20 protein-coding genes and 1 pseudogene are annotated in these 24184 nt (G+C 60.6%); 1 reads left to right on the top strand and 20 read right to left on the bottom strand.

Annotated elements, in window-relative coordinates; all coding sequences use genetic code 11:
• The first annotated feature begins 12 nt into the window (after positions 1 to 12).
• The gene (locus ACZK08_RS09930; RefSeq protein ID WP_017354479.1) at positions 13 to 972 is read left to right on the top strand and encodes a LysR family transcriptional regulator; all 960 of its coding nucleotides are present in this window, start codon (positions 13 to 15) and stop codon (positions 970 to 972) included.
• An 85-nt stretch (positions 973 to 1057) separates the two neighbouring features.
• Here the strand turns inward: ACZK08_RS09930 and ACZK08_RS09925 are convergent, their stop codons facing one another.
• From ACZK08_RS09925 to moaA, 20 genes and pseudogenes are all read right to left on the bottom strand, one after another.
• Positions 1058 to 3709, bottom strand: coding sequence for an excinuclease ABC subunit UvrA (locus tag ACZK08_RS09925; RefSeq protein ID WP_026070507.1), 2652 nt, complete (start codon positions 3707 to 3709; stop codon positions 1058 to 1060).
• Positions 3710 to 3750: 41 nt separating this feature from the next.
• The gene (locus tag ACZK08_RS09920; RefSeq protein WP_005413341.1) at positions 3751 to 5079 is read right to left on the bottom strand and encodes a replication-associated recombination protein A; all 1329 of its coding nucleotides are present in this window, start codon (positions 5077 to 5079) and stop codon (positions 3751 to 3753) included.
• Positions 5080 to 5133: 54 nt separating this feature from the next.
• Positions 5134 to 6438 carry an NAD(P)/FAD-dependent oxidoreductase gene (locus ACZK08_RS09915; RefSeq protein ID WP_026070508.1) on the bottom strand — a complete coding sequence of 435 codons (1305 nt, stop codon included), beginning with the start codon at positions 6436 to 6438 and terminating at the stop codon, positions 5134 to 5136.
• Positions 6439 to 6453: 15 nt separating this feature from the next.
• A complete protein-coding gene (gene fghA / locus ACZK08_RS09910) occupies positions 6454 to 7284 on the bottom strand; it encodes an S-formylglutathione hydrolase (RefSeq protein WP_017354482.1) in 831 nt (276 codons plus the stop codon).
• A 68-nt stretch (positions 7285 to 7352) separates the two neighbouring features.
• Positions 7353 to 8681 carry a DUF3422 family protein gene (locus tag ACZK08_RS09905; protein ID WP_026070509.1) on the bottom strand — a complete coding sequence of 443 codons (1329 nt, stop codon included), beginning with the start codon at positions 8679 to 8681 and terminating at the stop codon, positions 7353 to 7355.
• A 503-nt stretch (positions 8682 to 9184) separates the two neighbouring features.
• Entirely contained in the window at positions 9185 to 9460 is a 276-nt protein-coding gene (frmR, locus tag ACZK08_RS09900) for a formaldehyde-responsive transcriptional repressor FrmR (RefSeq protein WP_017354484.1), read from the bottom strand.
• A gap of 212 nt (positions 9461 to 9672) precedes the next feature.
• Positions 9673 to 11652, bottom strand: a complete 1980-nt coding sequence (gene uvrB / locus ACZK08_RS09895) for an excinuclease ABC subunit UvrB (protein WP_017354485.1) — start codon at positions 11650 to 11652, stop codon at positions 9673 to 9675.
• 233 nt (positions 11653 to 11885) lie between these two features.
• Positions 11886 to 12809, bottom strand: coding sequence for a bestrophin family protein (locus tag ACZK08_RS09890; RefSeq protein ID WP_227832955.1), 924 nt, complete (start codon positions 12807 to 12809; stop codon positions 11886 to 11888).
• A gap of 120 nt (positions 12810 to 12929) precedes the next feature.
• Positions 12930 to 14951, bottom strand: coding sequence for a cache domain-containing protein (locus ACZK08_RS09885; protein WP_017354487.1), 2022 nt, complete (start codon positions 14949 to 14951; stop codon positions 12930 to 12932).
• Between the two features lie 9 nt (positions 14952 to 14960).
• Entirely contained in the window at positions 14961 to 16358 is a 1398-nt protein-coding gene (locus ACZK08_RS09880) for a sigma-54-dependent transcriptional regulator (RefSeq protein ID WP_026070510.1), read from the bottom strand.
• Between the two features lie 685 nt (positions 16359 to 17043).
• Positions 17044 to 17703: pseudogene (locus tag ACZK08_RS09875) on the bottom strand (ATP-binding cassette domain-containing protein); the annotation flags it as partial.
• The gene (modB, locus tag ACZK08_RS09870; RefSeq protein ID WP_005413347.1) at positions 17693 to 18376 is read right to left on the bottom strand and encodes a molybdate ABC transporter permease subunit; all 684 of its coding nucleotides are present in this window, start codon (positions 18374 to 18376) and stop codon (positions 17693 to 17695) included. The gene modB and the pseudogene ACZK08_RS09875, both read right to left, overlap by 11 nt.
• A gap of 3 nt (positions 18377 to 18379) precedes the next feature.
• Positions 18380 to 19123 carry a molybdate ABC transporter substrate-binding protein gene (gene modA / locus ACZK08_RS09865; RefSeq protein ID WP_026070511.1) on the bottom strand — a complete coding sequence of 248 codons (744 nt, stop codon included), beginning with the start codon at positions 19121 to 19123 and terminating at the stop codon, positions 18380 to 18382.
• A gap of 87 nt (positions 19124 to 19210) precedes the next feature.
• Entirely contained in the window at positions 19211 to 19570 is a 360-nt protein-coding gene (locus tag ACZK08_RS09860) for a hypothetical protein (protein ID WP_017354491.1), read from the bottom strand.
• Positions 19567 to 20133 (bottom strand): molybdenum cofactor guanylyltransferase, encoded by a 567-nt coding sequence (gene mobA / locus ACZK08_RS09855; protein ID WP_026070512.1) that lies wholly within the window; start codon positions 20131 to 20133, stop codon positions 19567 to 19569. The genes ACZK08_RS09860 and mobA overlap by 4 nt, the downstream gene beginning before the upstream one ends.
• Positions 20099 to 20617, bottom strand: coding sequence for a molybdenum cofactor biosynthesis protein MoaE (locus tag ACZK08_RS09850; RefSeq protein ID WP_017354493.1), 519 nt, complete (start codon positions 20615 to 20617; stop codon positions 20099 to 20101). The genes mobA and ACZK08_RS09850 overlap by 35 nt, the downstream gene beginning before the upstream one ends.
• Positions 20618 to 20620: 3 nt before the next feature.
• Positions 20621 to 20881, bottom strand: a complete 261-nt coding sequence (locus tag ACZK08_RS09845; protein ID WP_017354494.1) for a MoaD/ThiS family protein — start codon at positions 20879 to 20881, stop codon at positions 20621 to 20623.
• Positions 20881 to 22134: a molybdopterin molybdotransferase MoeA gene (locus ACZK08_RS09840; RefSeq protein WP_017354495.1), complete on the bottom strand. Its 1254-nt coding sequence runs from the start codon at positions 22132 to 22134 to the stop codon at positions 20881 to 20883. The genes ACZK08_RS09845 and ACZK08_RS09840 overlap by 1 nt, the downstream gene beginning before the upstream one ends.
• Positions 22131 to 23129 (bottom strand): bifunctional molybdenum cofactor biosynthesis protein MoaC/MoaB, encoded by a 999-nt coding sequence (moaCB, locus tag ACZK08_RS09835; RefSeq protein WP_026070513.1) that lies wholly within the window; start codon positions 23127 to 23129, stop codon positions 22131 to 22133. Before moaCB ends, ACZK08_RS09840 begins: the two co-directional genes overlap by 4 nt.
• An 8-nt stretch (positions 23130 to 23137) precedes the next feature.
• Complete coding sequence (moaA, locus tag ACZK08_RS09830) at positions 23138 to 24178, bottom strand: GTP 3',8-cyclase MoaA (protein ID WP_017354497.1); 1041 nt, start codon at positions 24176 to 24178, stop codon at positions 23138 to 23140.
• Positions 24179 to 24184: the final 6 nt, after the last annotated feature.

Below are 24184 nucleotides of genomic sequence, written 5' to 3'. Positions count from 1 at the left end.
GGGGGCCTTGAGATGAACAGCGAGCTGGATCTTCTAAAGACGTTTAGGGCCGCGGCTGAGGCGCCGAGCTTTCGTGAGGCCGCTGTTCGACTGGGAAGCTCTCCTCAGGCCATCACCCGAGCGATACAGGCCCTTGAAAGTCATTACGGGGAGCTGTTGTTCCACCGAAGCACACGCCAGGTTCGCATCACGGCCTTTGGGGAGGATCTCTTACATCAGCTGCGGCCGGCGCTTGAGGGCTTAGACAAGCTGTGGCGCCCGCGAACCAAGGCGACGGCCTCACAGATTGTGGGCACAGTCCGAATTAGTGCCCCTCACAGCATGGGCTCCAGGGCAGTTCTTGCCGCCTTGGATACAGTGACCCAAAGTCACCCGGGAATTGTCTTGGACGTTCGCTTAAGCGATCGGGTTGCAGACGCTGTCGATGAAGGGATCGATGTCGGAATCCGCGTCGGCTTCATGCGTGATAGCAGATTCATTGCGAAGAAGGCAGGAGAGATGCGACTGCACATCGTTGGCTCCCCCGCACTTGTAGAGAGAATCGGAGCACCAGCGGAGACTAGCGAGCTCTCGCGGTTTCCACTGGTTGCATCGGTGGACATCAATACAGGCAGGCCCTGGCCCTGGTACCTGGCTGGAGGCGTACAGGTGGCGCCGACAGCACCGGTCTTCATTGCAGACAATGCCGACATGGAGATGGCAGGGGTCATTGCGGGCTTGGGGTTTGCCCAACTTGCTGATTACATGGCTGCCCCACTCATTCAGTCAGGTGTTCTGCAGCGTGTGATGGAAGAATTCGATCCTGCGCCGTGGGGCTTGTACGTCTATCGGCCTCAACGCGGCCCAGTCTCACCTCGCGTCAGAGTAGTTTTCGATGCACTCCATTCCGCCGTCGGAGCACTACCAAGCCTTACGCAGATGGCGCCCTCCCCCACCTCGGCCCTAACGCCATCCAAAGCAGGGAAGCGCTAATGCCGAGTCGCTTGGCCGCTCTCTGATACGGGATCTGGCCGCCATGAGCGCCAGGGACGCTCATGGTGGCCAAAAGAGCGTCGGGTCAACCCGCGCGGGCGAGTTCCTCAGCCAAGAAGGGGGCGGTACGGCTTCTCTTCACGCGAGCGACCTGTTTTGGAGTTCCTGCCGCCACGATCTGCCCGCCCGCATCACCGGCACCTGGACCCACGTCGATTACCCAATCCGCCTGAGCAACGGCACGCATGTCGTGCTCAATCATGACCACCGTATTGCCGGCATCAACGAGCCGCTGGAGCTGCACAAGCAGCCTATCCGCGTCCGAGGCATGGAGGCCCGTAGTGGGTTCATCCAGGACATACAGTGTCCGCCCGCGCTGGCTTCGTTGAAGCTCTGTGGCCAGCTTGATGCGCTGCGCTTCACCACCCGATAGCTCGGTAGCCGGCTGGCCCAGTCGAAGGTATCCAAGGCCAATCTCCTTCAGCAACTGAAGTGGGCGAGCGATCGCGTCCTCATCGCCAAAGAATTCACGTGCATCCTCGACAGTCATCCGCAGAACGTCTGCAATGTTCTTACCGTTCCAAAGCACCTTCAGCGTAGCTTCGTTGTATCGCGCACCGTGGCACGTTGGGCACGGTGCATAGACGCTAGGCATAAACAGCAGCTCGACGCTCACGAACCCCTCCCCTTCGCACGTCTCACAACGTCCCTTGGCCACGTTGAAGGAGAATCGACCTGCGTCGTAACGTCGACGCCGCGCATCTGGTGTTGCGGCAAACAGCTTTCGAACATGATCGAAAAGGCCGGTGTAAGTCGCGAGATTCGATCGCGGCGTCCGTCCGATTGGCTTCTGATCAACCTGGACGAGACGCTGAATAGCATCGACATCTCCGCCGAGGTGTCCCCCTGTCGTCTCGATGACGGTTGGCCCGTCTGCTGCCCCCGTTTCCACCGCGTCGTCTTCAGGCTCGTGTCCAAGTTGAAGCATCATCAGCTCCGGCAACGCTTGGGCGACGAGGCTGGACTTGCCCGATCCCGAAATCCCGGTCACCGCGGTGAGGATGCCCAGAGGTATCTTCGCATCAATGCGCTTCAGGTTGTGACGCTGGATGCCCTGAAGTTCCAGCCAACCACTCGCTTGACGCTCTTGGCCACTAGGGGGCGGGACCTTGTCAAAGAGGTACAACGCGGTACGTGACTCGTCGATGTCACGAAGACCATCCGGCTCTCCGCTGTAGAGCACTTTGCCGCCCCGCTCTCCCGCCTCAGGCCCAACATCCACCAACCACTGGGCACGGCGCATCAGCTCCAGATCGTGCTCCACAACAAATACGGAATTACCACCGTCGCGGAGGCGGTCCAAGGCGTCATAGAGAGCCTGGCTGTCGGAGGGATGAAGACCTGCCGACGGCTCGTCCAACACGTACACCACGCCAAAGAGCAGCGAGCTCAACTGCGTGGCGAGTCTCAATCGCTGCAGCTCGCCAGCGGACAATGTCGGCGTAGCGCGATCCAAAGTTAGATAGCCAAGCCCAAGGCCACGCAACTGACTGATTCGGCTCATCACTCCACTAGCGAGGCGCTGCGCGGCCAGGCGCTTCTCCTCCGACAGCGCTGAGGTGCGGCGGACGTCAGGAGACACCGCGTGGACCGCCCGCCCACTGGCCGCCCTATCGGCGCGATCACGACGGGTGGCTTCCTTGTTCGCCTTGCCCCCGCCAGCATGAGCACTGAAGTCTCCTTGAGAAATGGGCTCGAGCAGGGAAGCCAGTTGGTCAAGAGGCATCTGCATGAATTGACCAATGTCCACACCCGCAAATGTCACTGACAGCGACTCTGCCTTAAGGCGCTTGCCATGGCAGGTGGGACAAAGCTTACCCTCCATGTATCGCGATACGCGGCGCCTCATCAGGGCACTTTGCGTGTTAGCAAACGTGTGCAGGACATACCTACGGGCGCCAGTGAAGGTTCCCATGTAGCTCGGCTCAGTTTTACGCTTCAGGGCCGCACGCGTCTCCGCCGGCGTGAACCCAGCATAGACCGGCACAGTGGGCGACTCCTCGGTAAACAGAATCCAATCGCGGTCTTTCTTGGGAAGGTCCTTCCAAGGCCTATCAATGTCGTAGCCCAGCGTCACCAGAATGTCGCGAAGGTTCTGCCCGTGCCATGCAGGTGGCCACGAAGCAATGGCACGCTCACGGATGCTCAGCTTTGGATCCGGCACCATGAGGGCCTCTGTCACCTCGTACACATGGCCAAGGCCATGGCAGGTCGCGCATGCGCCCTGGGGAGTATTGGGTGAGAAGTCCTCGGCATAAAGCATAGGCTGATCAGCCGGATATGCTCCCGCGCGGGAATACATCATACGAATGAGGCTGGATAGCGTGGTGACGCTACCCACCGAAGATCGCGCATTGCTGGCACCACGCTGCTGCTGCAGCGCTACTGCCGGCGGGAGTCCATCGATGGAGTCAACATCAGGGACGCCTGCCTGATCGATTAGGCGTCGAGCATAGGGAGCAACGGACTCAAAGTACCTCCTTTGAGCTTCCGCATAGATTGTCCCGAATGCAAGAGATGACTTCCCGGAACCGGATACACCGGAAAAGACGACCAGTGCGTTGCGAGGAATTGAGACATCAACGTCTCTAAGGTTGTTCTCACGCGCACCGCGCACCTCTACAAGGCCGCTTGCTGCGACACTGCAGGAAGCTTCACCGAATGTGGCGTTTGGCATGTGCATGTCTCTGTAGGTTGTAGACGTTAAGTTCAGCTGGATCACTGGCCCGAAGAGGGATCGGCTTCGGTTTGCGATGCCTCTTCATCCAAGGCTCGCTGCCATGCCTGTCTCTCAGCCAAGGCGCGCTCAGCTCCCCGATCAGTGGGCCGATACCAGTTCGGCCTCTCCACACCCTCCGGCAGGTACGTCTGTCCAGCTGCGTAGCCGTCTGGCTCATGATGCGCGTAGCGATATGCTTGTCGATACCCCATCTGCCTCATAAGCTTCGCTGGAGCATTCCGAAGATGCATGGGAACTGGTAATGATCCGTGCTCCTTGACGAAGGCCCTTGCTAGATCCCAAGCCGCATAGGACGCATTCGACTTGGGGGAGAGCGCCAGATAGGTCGCAGCCTGGGCCAAGACAATTTCACCTTCAGGAGAGCCAAGTCGCTCATACGCCTGCGCAGCGTGGATGGCCAAGTGCAGAGCGCCCGGATCAGCATTTCCGATATCTTCGCTTGCCATAACAATCATTCGACGTGTGACCTGGCTCACGTCCCCGCCCCCATCCAGAATGCGCGCTAGCCAGTAGAGGGAGGCGTCGGGATCAGAGCCACGCAGTGATTTGTGAAACGCGGAGAGCTGCCAATAGAACTCGTCCCCGCCCTTATCGAATCGACGCAGTGACGGGCTGGTGGAGCGCTTGGCAAACTCAAGATCCACCTCTTCCACCCGCTTCTCAGAGGCCGCAGTTGAGACCTGCTCGAGAAGATTCAGGAATCTGCGGCCATCACCATCAGCGAAGCCCTTCAGCAGCTGCAATGCGGGATCGGAGAGGTCAACGCCTCGCAAGTGAGGTCTGGCGCGTTCGTAGAGCTTCTCAAGATCTGCGTCAGACAGAGGCTCAAGTGTGTACACCTGCGCGCGCGAAAGCAGCGCCGAGTTAACGGCCAGTCCTGGATGCTCTGTGGTGCCGCCCACCAGCGTGAGTAGCCCTGATTCAACGTGAGGTAGCAGCGCATCCTGCTGGGCCTTGTTGAACCGGTGAATTTCGTCGACGAAAAGTACCGTGGAGCGACCGCGGACGTCGAGTTCGGCCCGCGCATCATCAATGGCCTGCCTGATGTCCTTTACCCCGGCGAGTACGGCGGAGATCGCAATGAAGTGACTGTCAGTCACCATCGCTGCGAGGCGCCCCAGGGTGGTCTTACCGACGCCCGGGGGCCCCCACATGATGAAGGAGTGCAGACTTCTTGCTTCAAAGGCAAGACGCAAAGGCTTCCCCGGCCCCAGCAGGTGTTGCTGCCCAACGAACTCGTCGAGAGACTTCGGTCGTAGCAGTTCGGCCAGTGGTGCCCTTGGTTTCGCTGTGAATAGATCTGCCAAGGTGTTCTCCTTCGGGAAGTCAGTTGCGAGTGTGCATTCAGAGCGTCTTGGCCCCTATTTCAGCTTCCCATCCAATGAGCCGCTTGTGGCATTGCTTGCTTTTTCACGGAGGATGATGCGAGCCCCTCTGTATCCAACGCTGTGATTCCATACCCAGCTCATTGCGACGCTCAGGCGATTTCGCACTCCGATAAGGAAGTAGATGTGAGCGAGCTTCCAGATCCACCATGCGATTCCTCCGCTCAGCTTTAGCTTCCCCATATCGATTACTGCAAGGCTGCGTCCAATCGTGGCGAGGTTGCCCTGGTGCCGGTACTTGAATGCAGCGGTCCTCCGCGCCCCTGTTATCAGCCCTTCAATCTGGCCCGCGACGTACTTGCCTTGCTGCTTGGCCGCCGGCGCGATTCCAGGAACGGTCTTTCCGTCCGCAGTGGCTGATGAAGCAGTGTCCCCGATCACGAAAATGTTGGGGGAACCAGGCACCGTTAGATCAGGGCCGACGATTGCGCGCCCCGCCCGATCTGATTCGGTGTCGAGCCAACGTGCGGCTGGAGACGCCTGAACTCCCGCTGCCCAGACGATTGTGGATGCCGCCAGCTTCTTGCCATTGAGCATCACCCCATCAGAGGCGCACTCGGTGACAGGGGCCCCCAACAAAACGGATACCCCAAGCTTCTCGAGGGCGCGCCTCGTGTACTCGGAGAGCTTTTCAGGAAAGACGGGGAGCAGCCGCGGACCCGCCTCAATGAGAAATACCCGGGTTTTGCTGGGATCAACTGACCGAAAGTCATCCTGCAGCGTGCCACGCGCCAGCTCCGCGATGGTTCCGGCAAGCTCGACACCTGTAGGCCCACCACCAATGATCACAAAGGTTTGAAGGGCCTCTCGAACCTCGGGATCATTGCAGAGCTCCGCTTGCTCGAACGCGCTCAAGATCCTGCCTCGAATGGTTGTTGCATCCTCCAGGCTCTTCAGGCCTGGAGCGTACTTCGACCATTCGTCATGCCCAAAGTAGGCATGTGTTGCTCCCGTAGCGAGCACAAGGGTGTCGTAAGGGTATCGAGTGCCGTCCTGAAGGATCACTTGGCGGGCAGCTTTATCCACACCCTCGACCTCCGCCATGAGGGTTCTGACCTCCGGGCGGTCACGGAACAGATAGCGGATCGGCCATGCGATCTCCGACGGTGACAGTGACGCACCAGCCACCTGGTAGAGCAGCGGCTGGAACAAGTGATAGTTCCGCCGGTCAATGATTGTTACATCGACATCCACTCCTTCAAGGTGCGTGGCGGCCTCCAGTCCGCCGAAGCCCGCCCCAACGATCACAACTTGATGACGATTTCTGGAGGTCTTGATCACGGCAGCACTCCTTGGTTAGGTGTTCAGCGCCGATGCGTGGTGCTTGAGATGATCGGCAATGAAGCTGGAGATGAAGTAGTAGCTATGGTCGTAACCATCGCGAAGGTTCAGCGAAAGCGGATGATTCACCTTGGCGCATGCATCTTGAAGCAGTTCGGGGCGGAGCTGATTCTGCAAGAAATCATCGCTGAGCCCTTGATCCACGAGCAGGGGCAGGCGCTCCTTTGCATCTGCAATCAGCTCCACGGCGTCATACTGCCGCCACTGCTCCTGATCTCCCCCCAAGTAGGCCGAAAACGCCTTCTGGCCCCAAGGAGCCTGGGTGGGTGCCACGATCGGAGAGAAGGCGGATACGCTGCGATAGCGACCTGGATTTCGCAAAGCGATGACCAAGGCACCGTGGCCGCCCATTGAGTGGCCGCTAATTGAGCGAGCCTGGCTAACAGGGAAGTTCTTCTCAACGAGAGCAGGCAGCTCACTTACAACGTAGTCATACATGCGGTAGTGGTCGGACCACGGTGCCTCGGTGGCATTGACGTAGAACCCCGCACCTTGGCCGAGATCGTAAGCTGGATCATCCGCGACGGACTCTCCGCGCGGACTTGTATCCGGAGCAACGATGGCAATGCCATGCTCAGCAGCGAGCTGCTGCACTGCAGACTTGGTGATGAAGTTCTGCTCTGTGCACGTCAGGCCAGAGAGCCAGTAGAGAACAGGTACCGGGCCGCTGGACGCCTGCGGAGGGAGATAGACTCCAAACTTCATGGTGCAACCAAGGCTGGATGATTCATGCTGGTAGACGTCCTGCCATCCACCGAAGCTTGCGTGACGCTCAATGCGTTCCATTGTTCTTTCCTCTGAGTTGAATTTGATAGGCCATCTATCGCGAATCGAATGTGGCCTTAAGCGAGGCTTTAGGCCTTGTCCTCGACTGCCGAGTCACCGTGTGCATGCCTGATCCTTCGGACAATCCACCAAATCAGCAGCAATACAGCGGGAACCAAGATCGCAGTGACGGTTGCTGCGATGTCATGCGTCCCAGGCAAACCCTTGAGCAGGTATGCGAGAAGACTCACGACGTAGTACGAGATGGCGGCCACCGACAAACCTTCCACCGTCTGCTGCAGGCGCAGCTGAACCTTCGCCCGTTCATTCATGGACGCCAGTAGGTCGCGGTTCTGCCGCTCGAGCTCAACATCAATCCACGACCGGAGGAGCGAGATCGAGCGCGTCAACTTGTCTGAGAGCTTCCCCTGTCGCTCCTTCACTGACTGGCAAGTTCGCATGGCCGGTGCAATCCTTCGATACAAGAAGTCCGCCCAGGTGCTATAGCCGGCAACTTGATCCTCCGCCAACGCATCCAGTCGCTCTTCAACAATTTCGTAGTAAGCCCGACTTGCACCAAACCTATAGAGATTTGCCGCGGCGTCCGCCTCCAACTCTGCAGCCAGGCTGGTCAAATCCGAGAGGAGCACGTCACTGTCACGACGTCCGCCGGAGGCCCTGCGCATCTCTTCAGTAATTGCAGCCAGACGCGCCTCCATGCGACGAAGATTCGACGTCATGGAACGAGTCAGCGGTAGCGCTAGGAGGGCAAGCGTTCGGTATGTCTCGACCTCGAGCAGTCGTTGCGCCAGCGCTCCTGCCCGCGCCGGAGTCAGGTCGCGATCAAGGATGAGCATGTGGGTTAGCCCTTCCTCGTCTTGACGGAAGTCGGTCACAATGGCCGCGGCACCGTTCTCAACCAGCGAGTAGCAGCGGCTGACGGGATCAAAGCAATCTATTTCCTTCTCCGCCTCCGCGGTCCAAGGCAAAAGCCTGACGCTAACAGCCGAGATCACGGGTCCTGGCGGCTTGAATCCCTGTCTAAACGGGTTGTCCCCACAAGGCTCACCTGTTTCTGAGCTCAGTGGTGCGCTCCAGAGGTAGGAAGAGAACTCAGTGTGCTTCTCGCAGTGCAGATCACCCTCATTCCACGTAAGCGCGTGATGAGGTGTGGTGTGATCCTCGACTGCAGCCCCCATACGACCTGAAAGATCGTCGATCGCGGCACGATCTCGACTCATGTCCCCTTCTGTCATGAAGGAGAGCTGGAGAAGGCTTCGCGGAGACTGGGTGAGAAGGTGCGGTCGCGCATGGACTTCCTCAACGGCGGCGCGGCGGTCCGCGTGCGCCGGCATCCCATATACGTAGCCTTCTGCTGGCGTGCCTGCAGCTTGGCTCAGGCCGGATGGGTCATTCATACATAGCCTCAAGAATGGATGATCTTCTAAACACCGCTCACGGGAGGTCTATCACTTGCTTGTGCGATAGCTCAGCGAAAGGTCGTGTGGTGGAGCCGGCTCTGGTGTAGGGCGGTAGTGGGAACCACAACAAGCTGGGAGGACAGCACCGCATAGATCGCAGGCCCTTGCTCTCCCACCTTCCAGCCAGGCGCGGACCGCATGGGAGTCGCAACGAGGCTGGAAGCTCACTTCAAAGGGCCTCCCATGACTCAGTCAGATGCCGAAGGCAACGATGCCGACAGAGATTGCCCGCTCCAAGAAATACAGACAGGCGCAACTCGACTGACATCATCCAGCATGCCTTGGAGCCTCCTGGAAAGGCCTCAACGTCCTAGTCGTGACGCCCTAACCCACGAAGGGGTTAGGAATGGCGGGTTCTACTTGGAAATGAAGTAGTTCGGACACCCATAGATTGCCTCCTCTACTTAGTACTAGCGCCATCAAGCAATGTCGCGAACTGACTAACGGAGATAGGAGCGGACAATAGAGATGGTCTCGTCAATCGACTTCCTTTGAGAGTCGGTGTGGGTGTCGCTATGCGGGAACTCTTCACGCAGATAGCTCTCCAGAACCGTCGCCATCAAACCATTGACCGCCCCGCGCACAGCAGCAAGCTGCTGAAGTACTGCAGCACATTCCGCCCCGCTCTCCAGAGCCTGCTCCAATGCAGCCACCTGTCCGCTGATCCGACGTACGCGGGTAAGGGCCTGCTTTTTCTCCCGAGGGCTGTGAGGCATTGCGCACCTGTCCGTATCACATGAGGGAACGATACTATACTCCCCGATAGTATGCAAGCTAGCAATCTGCGAGGGTCTTTAACTCCGTCAACTGAGTCTGCGCCTGATTTCGAGCCGCCGCCAGAGGCCAGTGACAGACCCCTCCCGCCCCACCCCCACACCACAAAAGGCGGGCTCCTGTAGGAGCCACGCCCCACCACTCGAAAGAGTGGTTACATGTAGATGAATTGGCGGTATAGCTTGTCTAGCTCCAGCCTGACGAACTCGATCTCCTCCTCGTCCCCGGCATCAGAGAGCTCCAGAAGCTGTCGCTCCTTTGATGTAATTCGATCACAGAGGTCTTTTAGGTTGGCGCAGAACTCCGCTGAATGGGCTTGCGACCGGTCAGGTCGAGCCTCTGTTGATCCCAACATTCCGCGAGACGTTGACGGGGTGATGCCGAACTCCTCATTGAACGCGATCTGATGCTGTCGCCTGTCATCAGTCTCAGAAATGGCCTGCCGCATCGCACTAGTGATCGTATCGGCATACATGATCGCCTTACCGCGCGAGTTTCTTGCGGCTCGTCCAATCATCTGAATGAGGGCCTGGCTCGACCGAAGGAAGCCCGCCTGGTCCGCATCAACGATAGCGACCAGAGAGGCCTCAGGAATATCGAGCCCCTCTCTCAGCAGGCTGATACCCACTAGCACATCGAACTCGCCGGCCCTCAGCCCATTGATGATCTCAACTCGATCCTCTGCCTTGATATCCGAGTGCATGTACTTCGCACGCACCCCTTGATCCTCGAGGAACTCGCACAGCTCCTCAGCAGACACCTTTGTCAGCGTGGTCACCAAGACCCTGTCGCCCTCTCGTACACAACGGGCGATCTCTGACAGAAGATCGTGCCTGTAGCCCTCCCTCGGCCTCACCTCTACCAGCGGATCGAGCAAGCCAGTGGGCCTGATGAGCTGGTCAATCAATCTTCCCTTGGATCTCCCAATCTCATAGGCGCCAGGCGTAGCCGAAACGAAGATCGTCTGGGGCTTGATGGCTTCAAACTCAGAGAAGCTAAGCGGTCTGTTGTTCATCGCCGAAGGTAGACGGAACCCGTACTCGATTAGAGTATCCTTCCTGCTCTGATCGCTCCTGAACATCGCCTCGATCTGAGGAACCATGACGTGCGACTCATCAACAAATAGCAGGCCATCCTTCGGGAGGTAGTCCATGAGTGTCGTCGGCCTAGCTCCTGAAGGCTTCGAGTTCAGGTAACTGGAGTAGTTCTCCATGCCAGAGCAATATCCCAGCTCCCTCATCATCTCCACGTCGTTCGTGATCTTCTCGTAAAGCCTATTTGCCTCAACGATTCGACCAGATGCGTTGAGCTCCGTCACCCTGGCCTCCAAATCCTTGAGGATGGCCTTCGTAGCCTCATTGATTTCTGTTTTGGGGCTTGCGAAGAGTGTCTTTGGAGAAACGAGGTAGCGCGTCTCATCGCCAAGCTTCTTCCCTGTAACCGCATCAATCCAGGTGAGCGACTGCACTCTCCCCTCGTCCGTGAGCTCTACTCTAATTGCCTTGTACTCAGAGTCGGCGGGAAAAATATCGACCACATCGCCAGACACACGGAACGTGCCACGCTTCAGGGTCCGCTCAGTCCTGTCGTACTGAAGCGATGCAAGCCGACGCAGGAAGTCCCTCTGATCCAGTTCGATTCCAAGCGCAAGCTCAACCTGCAGATCCCGGTAGCTCTGTGGGTCTCCCAGTCCATAGATTGAGGACACCGAAGCGACAACAATCACGTCTCTACGCTCAATCAGAGACTTCGTAGTCGATAGTCGAAGCCTCTCAAGGTGATCATTGATGGCTGAGTCTTTCTGGATGTAACGATCGCTACCTGGGATATAGACCTCTGGCTGGAAGAAGTCGTAGTAGGAAACGAAATACTCCACGGCGTTCTCGGGGAACAGCGCCTTCATCTCCCCGTAGAGCTGAGCAGTCAACGTCTTGTTTGGCGCAAGAATGAGCGTGGGTCGCTTCAGCCGATGGATCACATTGGCCATCGTGAAGGTCTTCCCTGACCCTGTAATTCCCTTCAAGGTCTGATGTGTTGCTCCCTCCTCGATGCCAGCAATTAGCCTGGCAATCGCTTCGGGTTGATCCCCGGCCGGCGTATGATCCGAATGCATTACGAACATATCTGTTGACATCACTTACGCTCCTACTGGCTCATTCTTGATCGTTAGAGGAACTATTCCCGTCTCACAGACTCCATCCCATATGTGCGAGCGGAACCAAGGGGGCTGTACGAATGCTATCTTTGGGCGAGTTCCTTTCAGGTGAGCCTGGCAACCCATGCCTGACTAGCGCTAGGGCGTGAGCTGGCATGTCGTTACATGCCGGAGCGGCCTCAGAAGTGCACCCGCCGCCCTCCGCTCACGCCTCACTCCTCCCTACCTGGCTGCTGTACCGACTCCTGATCGACCGCAGTCAGAGCCAGCGTTGACATTAGCTCTGTCTCGATCGTCCTCTGCATTGAGTAGATCGGGAGCGCGTTCGGCGCGGAACTGAATGGCTCCTCCAGCTGACGGCCCAGCGCATCGAGACCAAAAAACGTGTACGCCACAATGAGCACCGGTAAAAAGGTCCACCACCCCAATGTTCCTGCCAGCGCAAAAGGAAGTGTTGTGCAGAATACGATCGCAGTCCGGTGAAGCAGCAGCGAATACGAGAATGGAATCGGAGTATTGAGTATCCTCTCGCACCCCCCCTGGATACGAGCCAAGTTGGCAAGCTGCTTATCCATCACCGAGTACTGAATCGAGTCGATCCTTCCCTCATGAGCCAGATGGGCAAGCTTCAAGCCAATGCCCTGGAGCACAGCGTCCGTCGGATTCGGGCCTTGTGATGCCTTGCCAATATCCCACCAAGGTGCGATCGCATGGGCTTCGTCGGCCCGGCGCAGTCGAGAATAGAGGCCAGCACTGAAGCCACACAGGCCTCGCAGGATCTGTGCTCGGCTGTTTGGATCCAGCAGGGACGTCTGCCTGGCTATTGAGCGACACGCTATGACCAGGTCACCCCAAAGGTGCCTCGCCTCCCACCATCTGGAGTAGCAAGCGTTGTTTCGAAAGCTCATGAATACGGAAAGTGCGATACCAATGAGCGTGAACGGAACGGCACTGAAGCGAGCAAAGATTCCTGGATGCTCCGTTGATGCGAGCACCGCTCCTGCGGTCACAATGCTAATCAGTAGTAGATGCAATGCGATCCTGGGCAGGATGGTACCCCTGACGGCAAACGCAACGTCCCACAACGTCGGCTGCCTTCGCATTCTCGTTTCAACATCTGGGAGACGGTGTGTCATGCCAACCTCTGATTCATTGATCGACTGCTGGCGTCGATACGCCTAGGCAACAAATTCCTTCCACTTGAGTTCGAAATGCGAATGACATCACGCCGTTCGCATGACACTGCTACAGCAGGTCTAAAGCAGTTCATCGTCGGCAGCCTCGGGCATCCATAGTTCAATGACCGTCCCTGTCAGGCCGGTTCTCACTACCGACAGGCTGCCACCGTGGCGGTTGGCAAGCATCTGACTGATGGAAAGACCCAGCCCAGTACCTTGACGATGTTTGGTCGTAAAGAATGGCTCAAAAATTCGGACCAGAATGTCCTGAGGAATGCCGCTTCCAGTATCTGAGACTCGCAAAGCGACGCCAGGGTGACCATGAACGTCGTCAACGTCCAACGTCGCCAATCCCAGCGTTCCGCCCTTCTGCATGACATAGATTGCATTGATCAGGAGGTTCACAAGAATTTGCTGCAGCTCGCCCCGATTGCCCGTTACGAGCCGTGTGGACAGGAAGTTCTTCTCTATCTTCACGGGATGGCGCTTGATGAGGTGTTGAATCAGGGGCAGCGTCTCCAACATCAGCGTGGCAGGCTCTAACAGCTCACTATGACCGGAGTACTCACTGGGCTTGGAGAACTGCAGCAACTTGGAAACAATGGTGCTGATACGCCCAATTTGATCCTCAATGAGGTCAATCTCTTCTCCAAACCCTTGACCCTCGGGCTCCCTGATCGAGTCACGCAGAAGCTCGAGGTTCCCCTGCATGACGGCAAGCGGATTGTTGATCTCGTGCGCTATTCCTGCTGCGATCTCGCCAATTGTTGCCAGCTTCTCAGTGACAATCAGGTGCTGGGTCGTCTCTTCCAACCGTCTATTGGCTAGTGCGAGACCAGCAGTTCGCTCCTCTACCCTGGAATTGAGCTCCTCGTTCCAGGCGACCAGCTGCCGTTCCTTCTCTTCCAGCTGACAGAGCAGCTGGTCCAAGTGCGAAGCGACACGTCCGATTTCATCATTGGATGCCCCTGCTCCGGAGCGAGCACTGCGGTCGCCCGCCTTGACCCGTCCAATTGCCTGATCCATCCGCTCAAGTGGCTTGAACACGCCGCGAGCGATGTACAGAAAAAGGGGTACGGTGATGACTGCAACAAGGAGGCAACCGAACACGATCGCTCCGATGGAATTTCGACGGGCGGTGGTGAATGGCTCCTCCAGAAAGCCCACGAAGAGCATACCAATAGGTACGCCCCGGCCATTGAGAATGGGCATATAGCCGGCAATGTACCAATCATTGACTACGTAGGCTCTCGCCTGCCAGGTCTTTCCCTGGCCCAGCACGGCCTCGGCCACTTCAGAAGACACCCGTGTCCCCGACGCTGGGTTCCCTCCCGCCAACAACGCGTTGGTGCTGATGCGGGTATCACCAAGGAAGATGGAGGCTATCCCTGTTGCGCCAGTACGCAGGGCCTTATCTCGGTAGACAAGATCAGTGATCTGCTTGATGAACTCGGTGTTGTGGTTCAGCAGAGTACCCGCAATCAAGACGCCAACCTGATTGTTTGGAAGTGCAACCGGCGTTGCAGCTTGAATCATTAGGCCCCGCTTCTCACTCTGGGCCGAATCGACAGGATTCCTTGCGTTATGCGGACGAATGACCTCGGCCCGTGCGGCGAGCTTTGGGGAGATCTCCATCAGATCGTCCCGGCTTACCACCCCCACCTCCACGCTGGACGCTCCCTTCAGGGCCTTTTCGATGACTGACCAGTCCAAGTCAAGCTCAGCTGGCGAGGCCGGCTCACTACTAGCCAACAAGCGACCGTTTGAATCCAACAGTGCGATGAAGTCTAGTGAACCACCTTGGGCTTTCGACGCTAGTAGGCTGCCAAGCTCTGCATTCTTGTTGACCCCCTGGCTAATGACGCCATGGAAGCTCTGCGAATCAGCAATCGCAGCCAGCGTCGCGCGGTCGTTGACGAGCAGCTGGTTCATGTACTGTCCCGCAACTTTCAGGTCCCCGCCAACCTTCGAGGCGAGCAGTCGGTCGAAGCGCAAATCCCATTGGTAGATGAGTCCGCCGACGATAGCCGGCAGGATCACAAACATTGGAAGGATCGCGATTAGAAGCAGGCGGAAGCGAACTGAGCGCGCTCGGTTCATTGCAGATTCCTAGGCTGATACATTCCAACTGGAGCACTTACGATCAATCGTCTTTCGCGATATGCCCAAGATCGTGGCCGCTCTTTCGCGATCTCCGCCAGTCTCACGAAGCACTGCAAGGATGTGCCTGCGCTCGACCTCCGAGAGCAGCCGGCTTCGTGGGTCAGAGAGTGACTCCAACCGCTCAAGCTGAGTCGGAAAGTGTCCGAGTATCAGGCTACGCTCAACGTAGTTGTGAAGCTCGCGGACGTTCCCGGGCCACGAGTAGCTCTGAAGATATGCCCGGATCCTTTCGTCGATCGGAATCGGTTGAAGGCCAAGCTGCAGCCCCAGCTCACGCATGAAGCCCGCCGCCAGCTCCAACACATCAGCGCCGCGGTCATGAAGGCGAGGAAGCGACACCTCGAGAACGTTGATGCGATAGTAGAGATCCGACCGGAATGTTCCATTCTTCACTTCCGCAACCAAATTCTTGTTGGTTGAGAAGATGAATCTGACATCGATCGGAATCTCCCGATCTGCGCCAACTGGTCGTATCCGTCTATCTTCAAGCATCCTTAGCAGCTTTCCTTGGAGAGCCAAGGGAAGATCAGCGACTTCGTCAAACAGCAATGTTCCGCCTTCTGCATAGGCGACCAGTCCTTGGCGAGACGAGTTCGCTCCACTGAACGTTCCTTTGAGACTCCCGAACAGTTCAACGTCAATCAACTCGCTGGGAACAGCTGCACAATTTATTGGAATGAAAGGATGAGATGCCCGTGCGGACAACGCGTGCAGCGATCTTGCGGCAACCTCCTTTCCAGAGCCGGATTCTCCAGTGAACAGCACGCTACTGGGCAGTGGTGCGACCTTCGCGATCAGATCCTTGGTGGCCTGAATCGCACGCGAGCTACCTGTGAGCCTGTCTCGAAGCGCAGCTGGTGCACCGGAGCCATGTAGCTCGTGACGGAGAATGGCATTCTCCCGCCGTAGGCGACCGCGTTCCAGGCAGCGCGATATAGCGGCCAGCAACTGATTGGTTCTGAAAGGCTTGAGAAGAAAATCAGCCGCTCCCGCGCGGATAGCGCCGATAGCGGAATCCAAGTCTGCGTACGCAGTAATCAGAATGAAGTCGGCCAAGACCCCTCCCCTGCGCTGGTCCTCCAGCCACGCGATGCCACTCTTCCCTGGCAACACGTTGTCCACAATCACGATGTCAAAGTGGCGCTCCGTCAGATGCTGCTCCGCTTCAATGGTGTCAGCTGCAGCTTCCACAACTTTGCATCGCGGTCGCAAGGCACGAACCAAGAAGCTACGCATGCCAGGTTCGTCGTCAACGATCAGTATCGATGAGCGCGCAAGGTCCGGCCATGCAAGATCGCCGTTTGCGCGCTCTTCGGAAGATTGGTTGGCGCTCTTTGGCGTCATGTTTCCCTCAGTACAATTGAAGCGTGGCTAGTTCCGTCGATTCGTGTTCGAGTTCATTTCGATCTTTCGACCGCTAGATGACGGGTGACATATCGAACAAAACACCCCCTCTCACGACGTAGGACGTTGTGCACCAAAGGCCAGTCTGAGACGTTCAATGCTGTCGACCTCAGTCATATGCCAATCCGGAACTCTTGCCCTACGAGCCTAGTATCGACCTCTTGGTGGCCAAACGGACCGGGGGCTCCTCGCCATATTGCCCAGAGCGCCAATGGCCTCCGTGCCCCTCCAAGCCCCTCGGCGGTCGGTCGCCACGGGAGGCTGGAGAAGTCTCGCTCCCTTCGAGCGGATCATTACGCCAATTCGGCCATATGGGAAGCGCTGGGTGCGCGTTGTCCCCGCCTCGGCCGGAGCCACGCAGCGCGGCCAAGCGCGGGCGAGTCGATCCGCCTTGCAAGAAGGTCCAGGCCCTACCGCTCGCCTACCGGCATAGAGATGCCTATGCACCAGGGTCGTCTCCCATTTGCGCGGCTCGCGGGCAGATGTATCGTGGCTTTGGACTCTCTGAGTCTCCGACTGACTGATGGTTGCTCTTCCCCTCAAGACCCGGGCTTGTTGGGGAGCCGACTAAGGATGGTAGAAGGCGGGGCTGACGGGTCGGCCTCTGACGCGAGCCGGGAGGAGAGATCAGTCGCCCATTTTCGATGCAGGCGATCTGGCCCCCAAATATCTCAATGTCGTTGGGATCATGGCTGATCAGCAGCAGTGGAATACCGGCCCCGTCCAGCACGGCCTCCAGCTCCTGCCGCAAGTGCTGGCGAAGATCCTGGTCCAGCGCGGAGAACGGTTCATCCAGCAGCAGCGCCTGCGGCTGCGTCACCAAGGCGCGTGCCAAGGCGGTACGCTGGCGCTGGCCGCCGGACACCTGCGAGGGCAGCAGATCACCCACCGTATCGATGCGGAATGCGTGCAACCACTGCTCCACCGCATCGAAGCGCTGGCCGACCCGCGGATTCAACCAGCCCTTCTGCAGACCGAACGCCACGTTCTGGCGCACGCTCAGGTGTGGGAACAGCGCGTAATCCTGGAACACGTAGCCCAGCCGGCGGTGCTGCGGCGGCAGATCCACACCGGTGGCCGCATCGAACAGGGTCTGCCCCTGTAGGCGCACATGACCCTGGCCCGGCCTCAGCAGCCCGGCCACCGCCTTCAGGGTCAGGCTCTTGCCCGCGCCCGAGGGCCCGAACAGCACCACCTGCCGCTGCGTGCACTGCAGCGACACGTCCAATACGAAATCCTGGCCGGCCGCCTGCAGGCGACGCTGCACCTGCAGGTCAAGCCACATCACGCAGCTCCCGGCGACGTCCGCCCACCAGCCGCGCGGCCAGCAGCAGGATCACGATGCACACCACCGAGGTCAGGATCACCAGCGCATTGGCCTTGCCGTCCTGGCCGGCCTGCACCGCTTCGTAGATGGCGATCGACAGCGTCTGCGTGCGGCCGGGAATGCTGCCCGCCACCATCAGCGTCGCGCCGAACTCGCCCATCGCGCGTGCAAACGCCAGCAGCAGGCCGGCGAGGATGCCGCGCCACGCCAGCGGCAGCGTGATGCGGAAGAACACCGCTGCTTCGGACACACCGAGCGTGCGTGCGGCCTGCTCCAACTGTCCATCCACTTCCTCGAACGCCGCGCGTGCCGGCTTGAACACCAGCGGCAGCGAGGCCACCGCCGCAGCGATCACCGCCGCCTGCCAGGTGAACACCAGGTTGATGCCGAACCACGACTGCAGCCACGCGCCGATCGGGCCGTTGCGGCCGATCAGCACCAGCAGGTAATACCCCAGCACGGTCGGCGGCAGCACCATCGGCAGGGTCAGCAGCGAATCCAGCAGCTCACGGCCAGGAAATCGCCGACGTGCCAGCAGCGCGCCCAGTGCCACGCCCAGCACCAGATTGATCGCGGTGGCCCAGCCGGCCACCTTCAGCGACAACCACAGTGCGCTCCAGTCGAGATCCATGCCTCAGGGCTTGCCGAACCCATGCTTGGCCAGGATCGCCTGGCCCTGTGCCGAACGCACGAAGGTGGTGAAGCGCTTGGCTTCAACCGGTTGCGCACTGGCCTTGGTCACCGCCAACGGATAGGCAATGCGCCCCGCCACCGGCACCGCGAAGGCACGGCGCACCCGATCAGGCATCGCCTGCGCATCGGTGGCATAGACGAAGCCGGCATCCACTTCACCGCGCGCCACGTAGTCCAGCGACTGGCGAACGTTCTGCGTGGTGATGGTCTTGCCCTGCACCGACGGCCACAGGCCCGCCGCTTCCAGCGCGCCCTTGGCATAGCGGCCGACCGGCACGCTGTCCGGGTTGCCCAGTGCGATGCGCTGCACACCGGCACCGGCCAGGTCCTTCAAGGTACGCGGCGCAGCCTTGGCCTGCGGCGGCACCACCACCCACAGCGCGTTCACCGCGAACACCTCGCGGGTGCCGGCCGCCAGCAGGTCCTGCTGCTGGGCCTGGTCCATCGTGGTTTCATCGGCCGACGCGAACACATCCACCGGCGCGCCGCGGCTGATCTGCTGCAGCAGCACGCCGGACGCGGCGAAGTTGAAATCGACCTTGGTTCCCGGGTGTGCCTTCTCATAGGCGGTGCCCAGTTCGCGGAAGCTCTCGGTCAAGCTCGATGCCGCCGACACCGTCAGGTCGGCCGCCAAGGCCGGCACCGTGGCCAGCAGTCCCAGCAACAACAGTCCAACTCGTTTCATCATTGGTTTCCCCGTTTGGTTGGGTTTAGATCGGTTTCACCGCCTATCCTTGGCATCGCAGGCGCTACATAGCTGGCCCGCCCAGAGCTAGGTAGAGGGTGCACGACGGTGCGGACCTCGTTGGCGCAGGCTGTCTCGTACATCCACATCGAATTGAAGCTGCAGCGAGATGTCATCATCCAGCGCAATGCCAAAACCCAGACCATCACGACAGGGCAAACGTAATGCCAAGGACTGAACCGCTTCGCGAGGAAGCATCAACCGGCAGTACTCGCTCCCCTCCAGAAGCACCGCCTGTTGCCCTGCATGCAGTGATAGCACCATGCCCCAGCCGCGATCGCCGCCGAACCGCGTCAGGTTCTCCACCGATTCGCCGGCCAGCAACTGCGCTAGCTCCTCTTCATCAACGCGCAGACGAACTGCCTGCCGCTGTAGCTGGACTTTCATGATGCAATGAACTCGAGCTCGGTTGAGGTGTTGCAGTTGAGTAGCTGGTCGTATTCGCTATCCGCCAGTGGCAGCTCGATTGCGCCCAAGCGTTCTCGCAGGGCGTGTAGCGAGCGGTGCGCCGCCGGATTCTCGATCAATTCCCGCAACACATGCCGGCAATGGTCATCAATCTGCAACCGCATCGGCAGGGGTTCTTCCGCAAACAGCACACAGGCAGCCGAAGGCGCATCACGTAACCGTTGTAGTAACGCCGGGGTCACATTGGGCGTATCCACCGGAAGCACCAGAGCGGCAGCGTCCGGCATGCACATGGCCACACTGTAGAGCCCGCCCAACGGGCCGCAGCGTGCCACGCGATCAGGAATGCCACCGAAGGCCGGGTAGTTGCCACTCACCCATACCCTTTCCGCACCTGCCTGTCGCAGCAGGCCACGCATGTGCTCTAGCAGGGTTCGCCCGTGCCACGGTAGCAGCGCCTTGTCACGGCCCATCCGGCTGGAAAGACCACCGGCCAGCACGATGCCGTCAGTGGGAATGTTCGTGATCGTGTGCACATTCATGGGCATTGTCATGAGCTTGCGTGGGTTCGTTATCCGCATGGCAGAGACTGCAGCCTTCGGTCCACTCGCTGTCGCCGTCCTCGTAATGCTCCTGCTTCCAGATCGGGCACTGGTGCTTGACCACCTCGATCAACTGCCGGCAGGCCCGGAATGCCTCGTCTCGATGCGGGCTGCCGGCGGCCACCACCACCGCCACATCGCCAATGCCCAACCGGCCCTTGGCGTGGGCCACATACAGCTTCAGCTTCGGACCGAACGTCGCCTCGACCTCTGCCGCCAGGCGCTTGAACTCGTTCAGCACCAAAGGTTCGAACAGGTCGTACGTGATCCCGGTCACCGGCCGGCCGATGTTGACGTCGCGCACCTTGCCGATGAACACGTCGATGCCGCCGAAGCCCGGATCAGATACCGCCGCGATGCCTTCGGCCGGATCGATCGCCGCCTGCGCGCGGTCCACCACCGTCGCGATGATCTTCTCGCTCATCGCTCAGCCCCCGCTCACTGGTGGCAGGATCGCCACGCGGCCATCGTCGGGCAGCGCCTCGTGGTCGCGCAGCACGCGTTGCTGGTCGGCAAACGCCGAGTAGTCCAGCAGGCCCGCGCGGAAACCCGGCCAACGCACCGGCAGCAGCTCGCGCAGCGCCTGGCGCAGATCGGCCACGGTGCCACCGGCCACATCGACGGCGATTTCGCGGCTGGCATCCAGATCGGAAAACGCACCGAACAACTGCAGATTCACCTGTTTCATCATGACTCCTGGCTCACCAGCTGCACCGGTTCGTGGTGACCCCAGCCCTGCACGCGCACGAAGGTGCCAGCGCTGGCCAGGTCTCCCTCGGCCTCCAGCACCACCCAGGCGTTGGCCTGCAGCATGGACATCAAACGGAACGACTCCTGCCCGGACAGTACGCGCGCACTCAGGCGCCCCTGCCCGTCCATTTCCACCCGCGCCCGCGCGTGGAAGCGCAGACCGGGCGGCTTGCGCACGTCGGCCTGCAGCGGCAGCCGCAACACCGGTTCCGGTGCAAGCCCCAGCAGGCGGCGCAGTACCGGCTCGACGAAGAAGCGCTGGCCCACGGCAGCCGAAACCGGGTTGCCGGGCAGGCCGAAGTACAGCGCGCCATTGGGCAACACCGCGAACAACAACGGCTTGCCGGGGCGGATCGCCACCTTATGGAAGACGATGCGCGCACCACGGCCACGCAGCGCATCGGGAACGAAGTCGTAGCGGCCGGCCGACACCGCGCCGGTACTGATCAGCAGCTGCGCGCCAGCGGCCAGCGCTTCATCCAGCACCGCATTGAACGCGGCCACGTCGTCGCCCACCGTGCCCTGCCAGACCACCTCGGCACCGGCCGCCTGCAGGCGGCCCACCAGGTAGGGGCGATTGCTGTCACGGATCTGGCCCGATTCCAGCGCCTGCGCCGCCTCGGTCACCAGTTCCTTGCCGGTGGCGATCACCGCCGCCCTCGGCCGCGCCACCACCGCCACCTCACCCACGCCCAGGGCGTGCAGCAGGGTGCGGGCATTGATATCCAGCACCTGGCCGGCGCACAGCACGCGCTCACCCTCGCGCACGTCCTGGCCGCGCAGGCGCACGTTCTGGCCCGGCTTCACCGTCGCGGTCAGCGCGATGCGGGTCGGGCGGCCGTCCTCGCTGGCGAGGATCTCCACGTTCTCGACCGGCACCACCGTATCCAGGCCAACCGGCATGCGCGCTCCGGTCATGATTTCCCAGGCACCCTCGCCGCCTTCGGCGCCGGCATCGCCGGCTGCCTGCCAGCCCTGCACCGCGAATTCGGTACCGGCCTCGAACGTCGCGCCGTTGGCGCGCAGCGCAAAGCCGTCCATCGCCGAATTGTCGAACGGCGGCAACGACTGCCCGCTGTGGATGTCACTGGCCAGGGTACGGCCGCCGGCTTCATGCAGCGGCACGCGCTCGGCCGGCAGCGGCGTGGCCGCGTCCAGCAGGTGCTGCAAGGCTTCGCAATAGGGAATCATGAGTGGCCATCCCCCTCGACCATCGCCAGGGCGTGGCCCAGTACCGGCGCCAGGATATCCAGGCACTGCGCCGCCGCCTTCGGGCTGCCGGGCAGCGCGAACACCAGCATGTTGCCCAGCTGCACCACCTCGGCGCGGCTCAGCCAGGCCATCGGCGTGTGCTGTGCACTCAGCGCGCGCACCATCTGCGCCAGGCCATGTACCGGCCGCGCGTTCAGGGAACGGAGCGCCTCCGGGGTCAGGTCACGCGGGCCCAGTCCGGTACCACCGGTACACAGGCACAGGCGCACGCCCTCGGCGGCCAAGGCCTGCAGGCGACCCGCCAATGGCTCGATGCCATCGGGCAACACCTCAGCGGCCACCACCTCGCCGCCCAGCTTTTTCAGGCCGGTCACCAGGGTCGGGCCAGAGATATCCTCATAGGTGCCGTCGCTGGCGCGATCGCTCAGCGTGATCACCGCGCAGGCCGCGCCCTCCAGGCCCTTCGGCGCACGCGGCTTGAAACGCGTGCGCTCGGCATCGTCCATGCCGTCGGGGTGCAGCCAGACACCGCGCTTGCCGCCTTCCTTGAACAGCAGGCGGATACCTTCGATGCGCAGGGCCGGTTCCACCGGCTTGCTCAGGTCGTACAGGGTAAGCAGCGCCGCGTTGACGCCGGCCAGTGCCTCCATCTCCACGCCGGTGCGCGCCTCGCTGGCGCACTCGCACCACACGCGGATCGCCTGCCGTTCCGGTACCGGCGCGCAGAACACCTGCACCAGTTCCAGCGGCAGCGGGTGGCACAGTGGCATCAGCATCGAGGCCATCTTGGCGCCCTGCAGGCCGGCAATCTCGGCCATCACCAGCGCATCGCCCTTGGGCAGGCGGCGCTCGACGATCAGCGGATAGGCCACTGGACCGGCATGCAGCTCGCCCACCGCCACCGCACGTCGGCGGGTGATGCGCTTGTCGCGGACATCGGCCATATGGAAGGCCGCATTCAATTCCCCACTCATCGTGTTGCTCATCCTCCGATGGAGGCCAGGTGCGGGGTCAGCCCGGTCTGGCCCTGGTGCAGTCCATGCCCGGCCGCTTTCAGGCCAAGCTGCGTGGTAATGCGTGCCAGCAGCGCGTCATGGTCATCGTCGCTCTGCAGCAGCGGGCGCAGCGGCACGCCGAACTCGCCGAACAGGCACAGCCGCAGGTCACCCTTGGCGGTCACCCGCAGGCGGTTGCAGCCCTTGCAGAAGTCACGCGAATACGGGGCGATGATGCCCACCGTGCCGCGATGGTCCGGGTGGCTGTACTCACGCGCCGGGCCGGCATCGGCGGCGCGCGGCCGTTCGTGCCAGCCAGCCGCCAGCAGCTGCTCGATCACCACGTCGGCGCGCAGGTGGTGGCGCTGGAAATAGGCTTCGTTGTCGCCGGTGCGCATCAGTTCGATGAAGCGCACGCTGAAGGGGCGGTCACGCAGGTAGTCCATCCACTGCGGCAGCTCGTCGTCGTTCAGGCCACGCAGCAGCACCGCATTGAGCTTGATCGCCGGCAGGCCCAGCGCCTGCGCCAGGGCCAGGCCCTGTTCGATCTCCGGCAGGCGGTCATGCCCGGTGATGGTCTTGAAACGTTCGCGCTGCAGGCTGTCCATGCTCACGTTCAGCGCGGTCAGGCCGGCGCGGTGCCAGCCCGGCAGGCGCCGCGGTAGCAACGTGCCATTGGTGGTGATGGCCACCTTGCGGATGCCCGGCACCGCCGCCACGGTGGCGATGATCTCATCCAGGTCCTTGCGCAGGCTGGGCTCGCCGCCGGTCAGGCGGATCTTGCTCATGCCCAGCGCGGCAAACGCACGCACCAGGCGCGCGATTTCTTCCACCTGCAGGAAGCGCGGGCGGCCATCGGCCTGGTAGCCGTCGGGCAGGCAGTAGCTGCAACGGAAGTTGCAGGCTTCGGTCAACGAAAGGCGCAGGTACGGAAAGCTGCGTCCGAAACCGTCGGTGAGTTGGCGGGGATGATCTGCCAGTGCGCCCTCACCTACCGGCTCTGGCGCCCGAATGAGCTCGGCTGACATTCTTAG

It is taken from the genome of Stenotrophomonas sp. 112478_Sma, from assembly GCF_056479905.1.
This window is presented reverse-complemented; position numbering and strand designations above follow the sequence as displayed.

Excerpts from the sequence above, each read along its gene's own strand:
- ACZK08_RS09930 (WP_017354479.1), top strand. The coding sequence starts at position 13 with ATGAACAGCGAGCTGGATCTTCTAAAGACGTTTAGGGCCGCGGCTGAG.
- ACZK08_RS09925 (WP_026070507.1), bottom strand. The coding sequence starts at position 3,709 with ATGCCAAACGCCACATTCGGTGAAGCTTCCTGCAGTGTCGCAGCAAGC.
- fghA (WP_017354482.1), bottom strand. The coding sequence starts at position 7,284 with ATGGAACGCATTGAGCGTCACGCAAGCTTCGGTGGATGGCAGGACGTC.
- ACZK08_RS09905 (WP_026070509.1), bottom strand. The coding sequence starts at position 8,681 with ATGAATGACCCATCCGGCCTGAGCCAAGCTGCAGGCACGCCAGCAGAA.
- frmR (WP_017354484.1), bottom strand. The coding sequence starts at position 9,460 with ATGCCTCACAGCCCTCGGGAGAAAAAGCAGGCCCTTACCCGCGTACGT.
- uvrB (WP_017354485.1), bottom strand. The coding sequence starts at position 11,652 with ATGTCAACAGATATGTTCGTAATGCATTCGGATCATACGCCGGCCGGG.
- ACZK08_RS09890 (WP_227832955.1), bottom strand. The coding sequence starts at position 12,809 with ATGACACACCGTCTCCCAGATGTTGAAACGAGAATGCGAAGGCAGCCG.
- ACZK08_RS09885 (WP_017354487.1), bottom strand. The coding sequence starts at position 14,951 with ATGAACCGAGCGCGCTCAGTTCGCTTCCGCCTGCTTCTAATCGCGATC.
- ACZK08_RS09880 (WP_026070510.1), bottom strand. The coding sequence starts at position 16,358 with ATGACGCCAAAGAGCGCCAACCAATCTTCCGAAGAGCGCGCAAACGGC.
- modB (WP_005413347.1), bottom strand. The coding sequence starts at position 18,376 with ATGGATCTCGACTGGAGCGCACTGTGGTTGTCGCTGAAGGTGGCCGGC.
- modA (WP_026070511.1), bottom strand. The coding sequence starts at position 19,123 with ATGAAACGAGTTGGACTGTTGTTGCTGGGACTGCTGGCCACGGTGCCG.
- ACZK08_RS09860 (WP_017354491.1), bottom strand. The coding sequence starts at position 19,570 with ATGAAAGTCCAGCTACAGCGGCAGGCAGTTCGTCTGCGCGTTGATGAA.
- mobA (WP_026070512.1), bottom strand. The coding sequence starts at position 20,133 with ATGAATGTGCACACGATCACGAACATTCCCACTGACGGCATCGTGCTG.
- ACZK08_RS09850 (WP_017354493.1), bottom strand. The coding sequence starts at position 20,617 with ATGAGCGAGAAGATCATCGCGACGGTGGTGGACCGCGCGCAGGCGGCG.
- ACZK08_RS09845 (WP_017354494.1), bottom strand. The coding sequence starts at position 20,881 with ATGAAACAGGTGAATCTGCAGTTGTTCGGTGCGTTTTCCGATCTGGAT.
- ACZK08_RS09840 (WP_017354495.1), bottom strand. The coding sequence starts at position 22,134 with ATGATTCCCTATTGCGAAGCCTTGCAGCACCTGCTGGACGCGGCCACG.
- moaCB (WP_026070513.1), bottom strand. The coding sequence starts at position 23,129 with ATGAGTGGGGAATTGAATGCGGCCTTCCATATGGCCGATGTCCGCGAC.
- moaA (WP_017354497.1), bottom strand. The coding sequence starts at position 24,178 with ATGTCAGCCGAGCTCATTCGGGCGCCAGAGCCGGTAGGTGAGGGCGCA.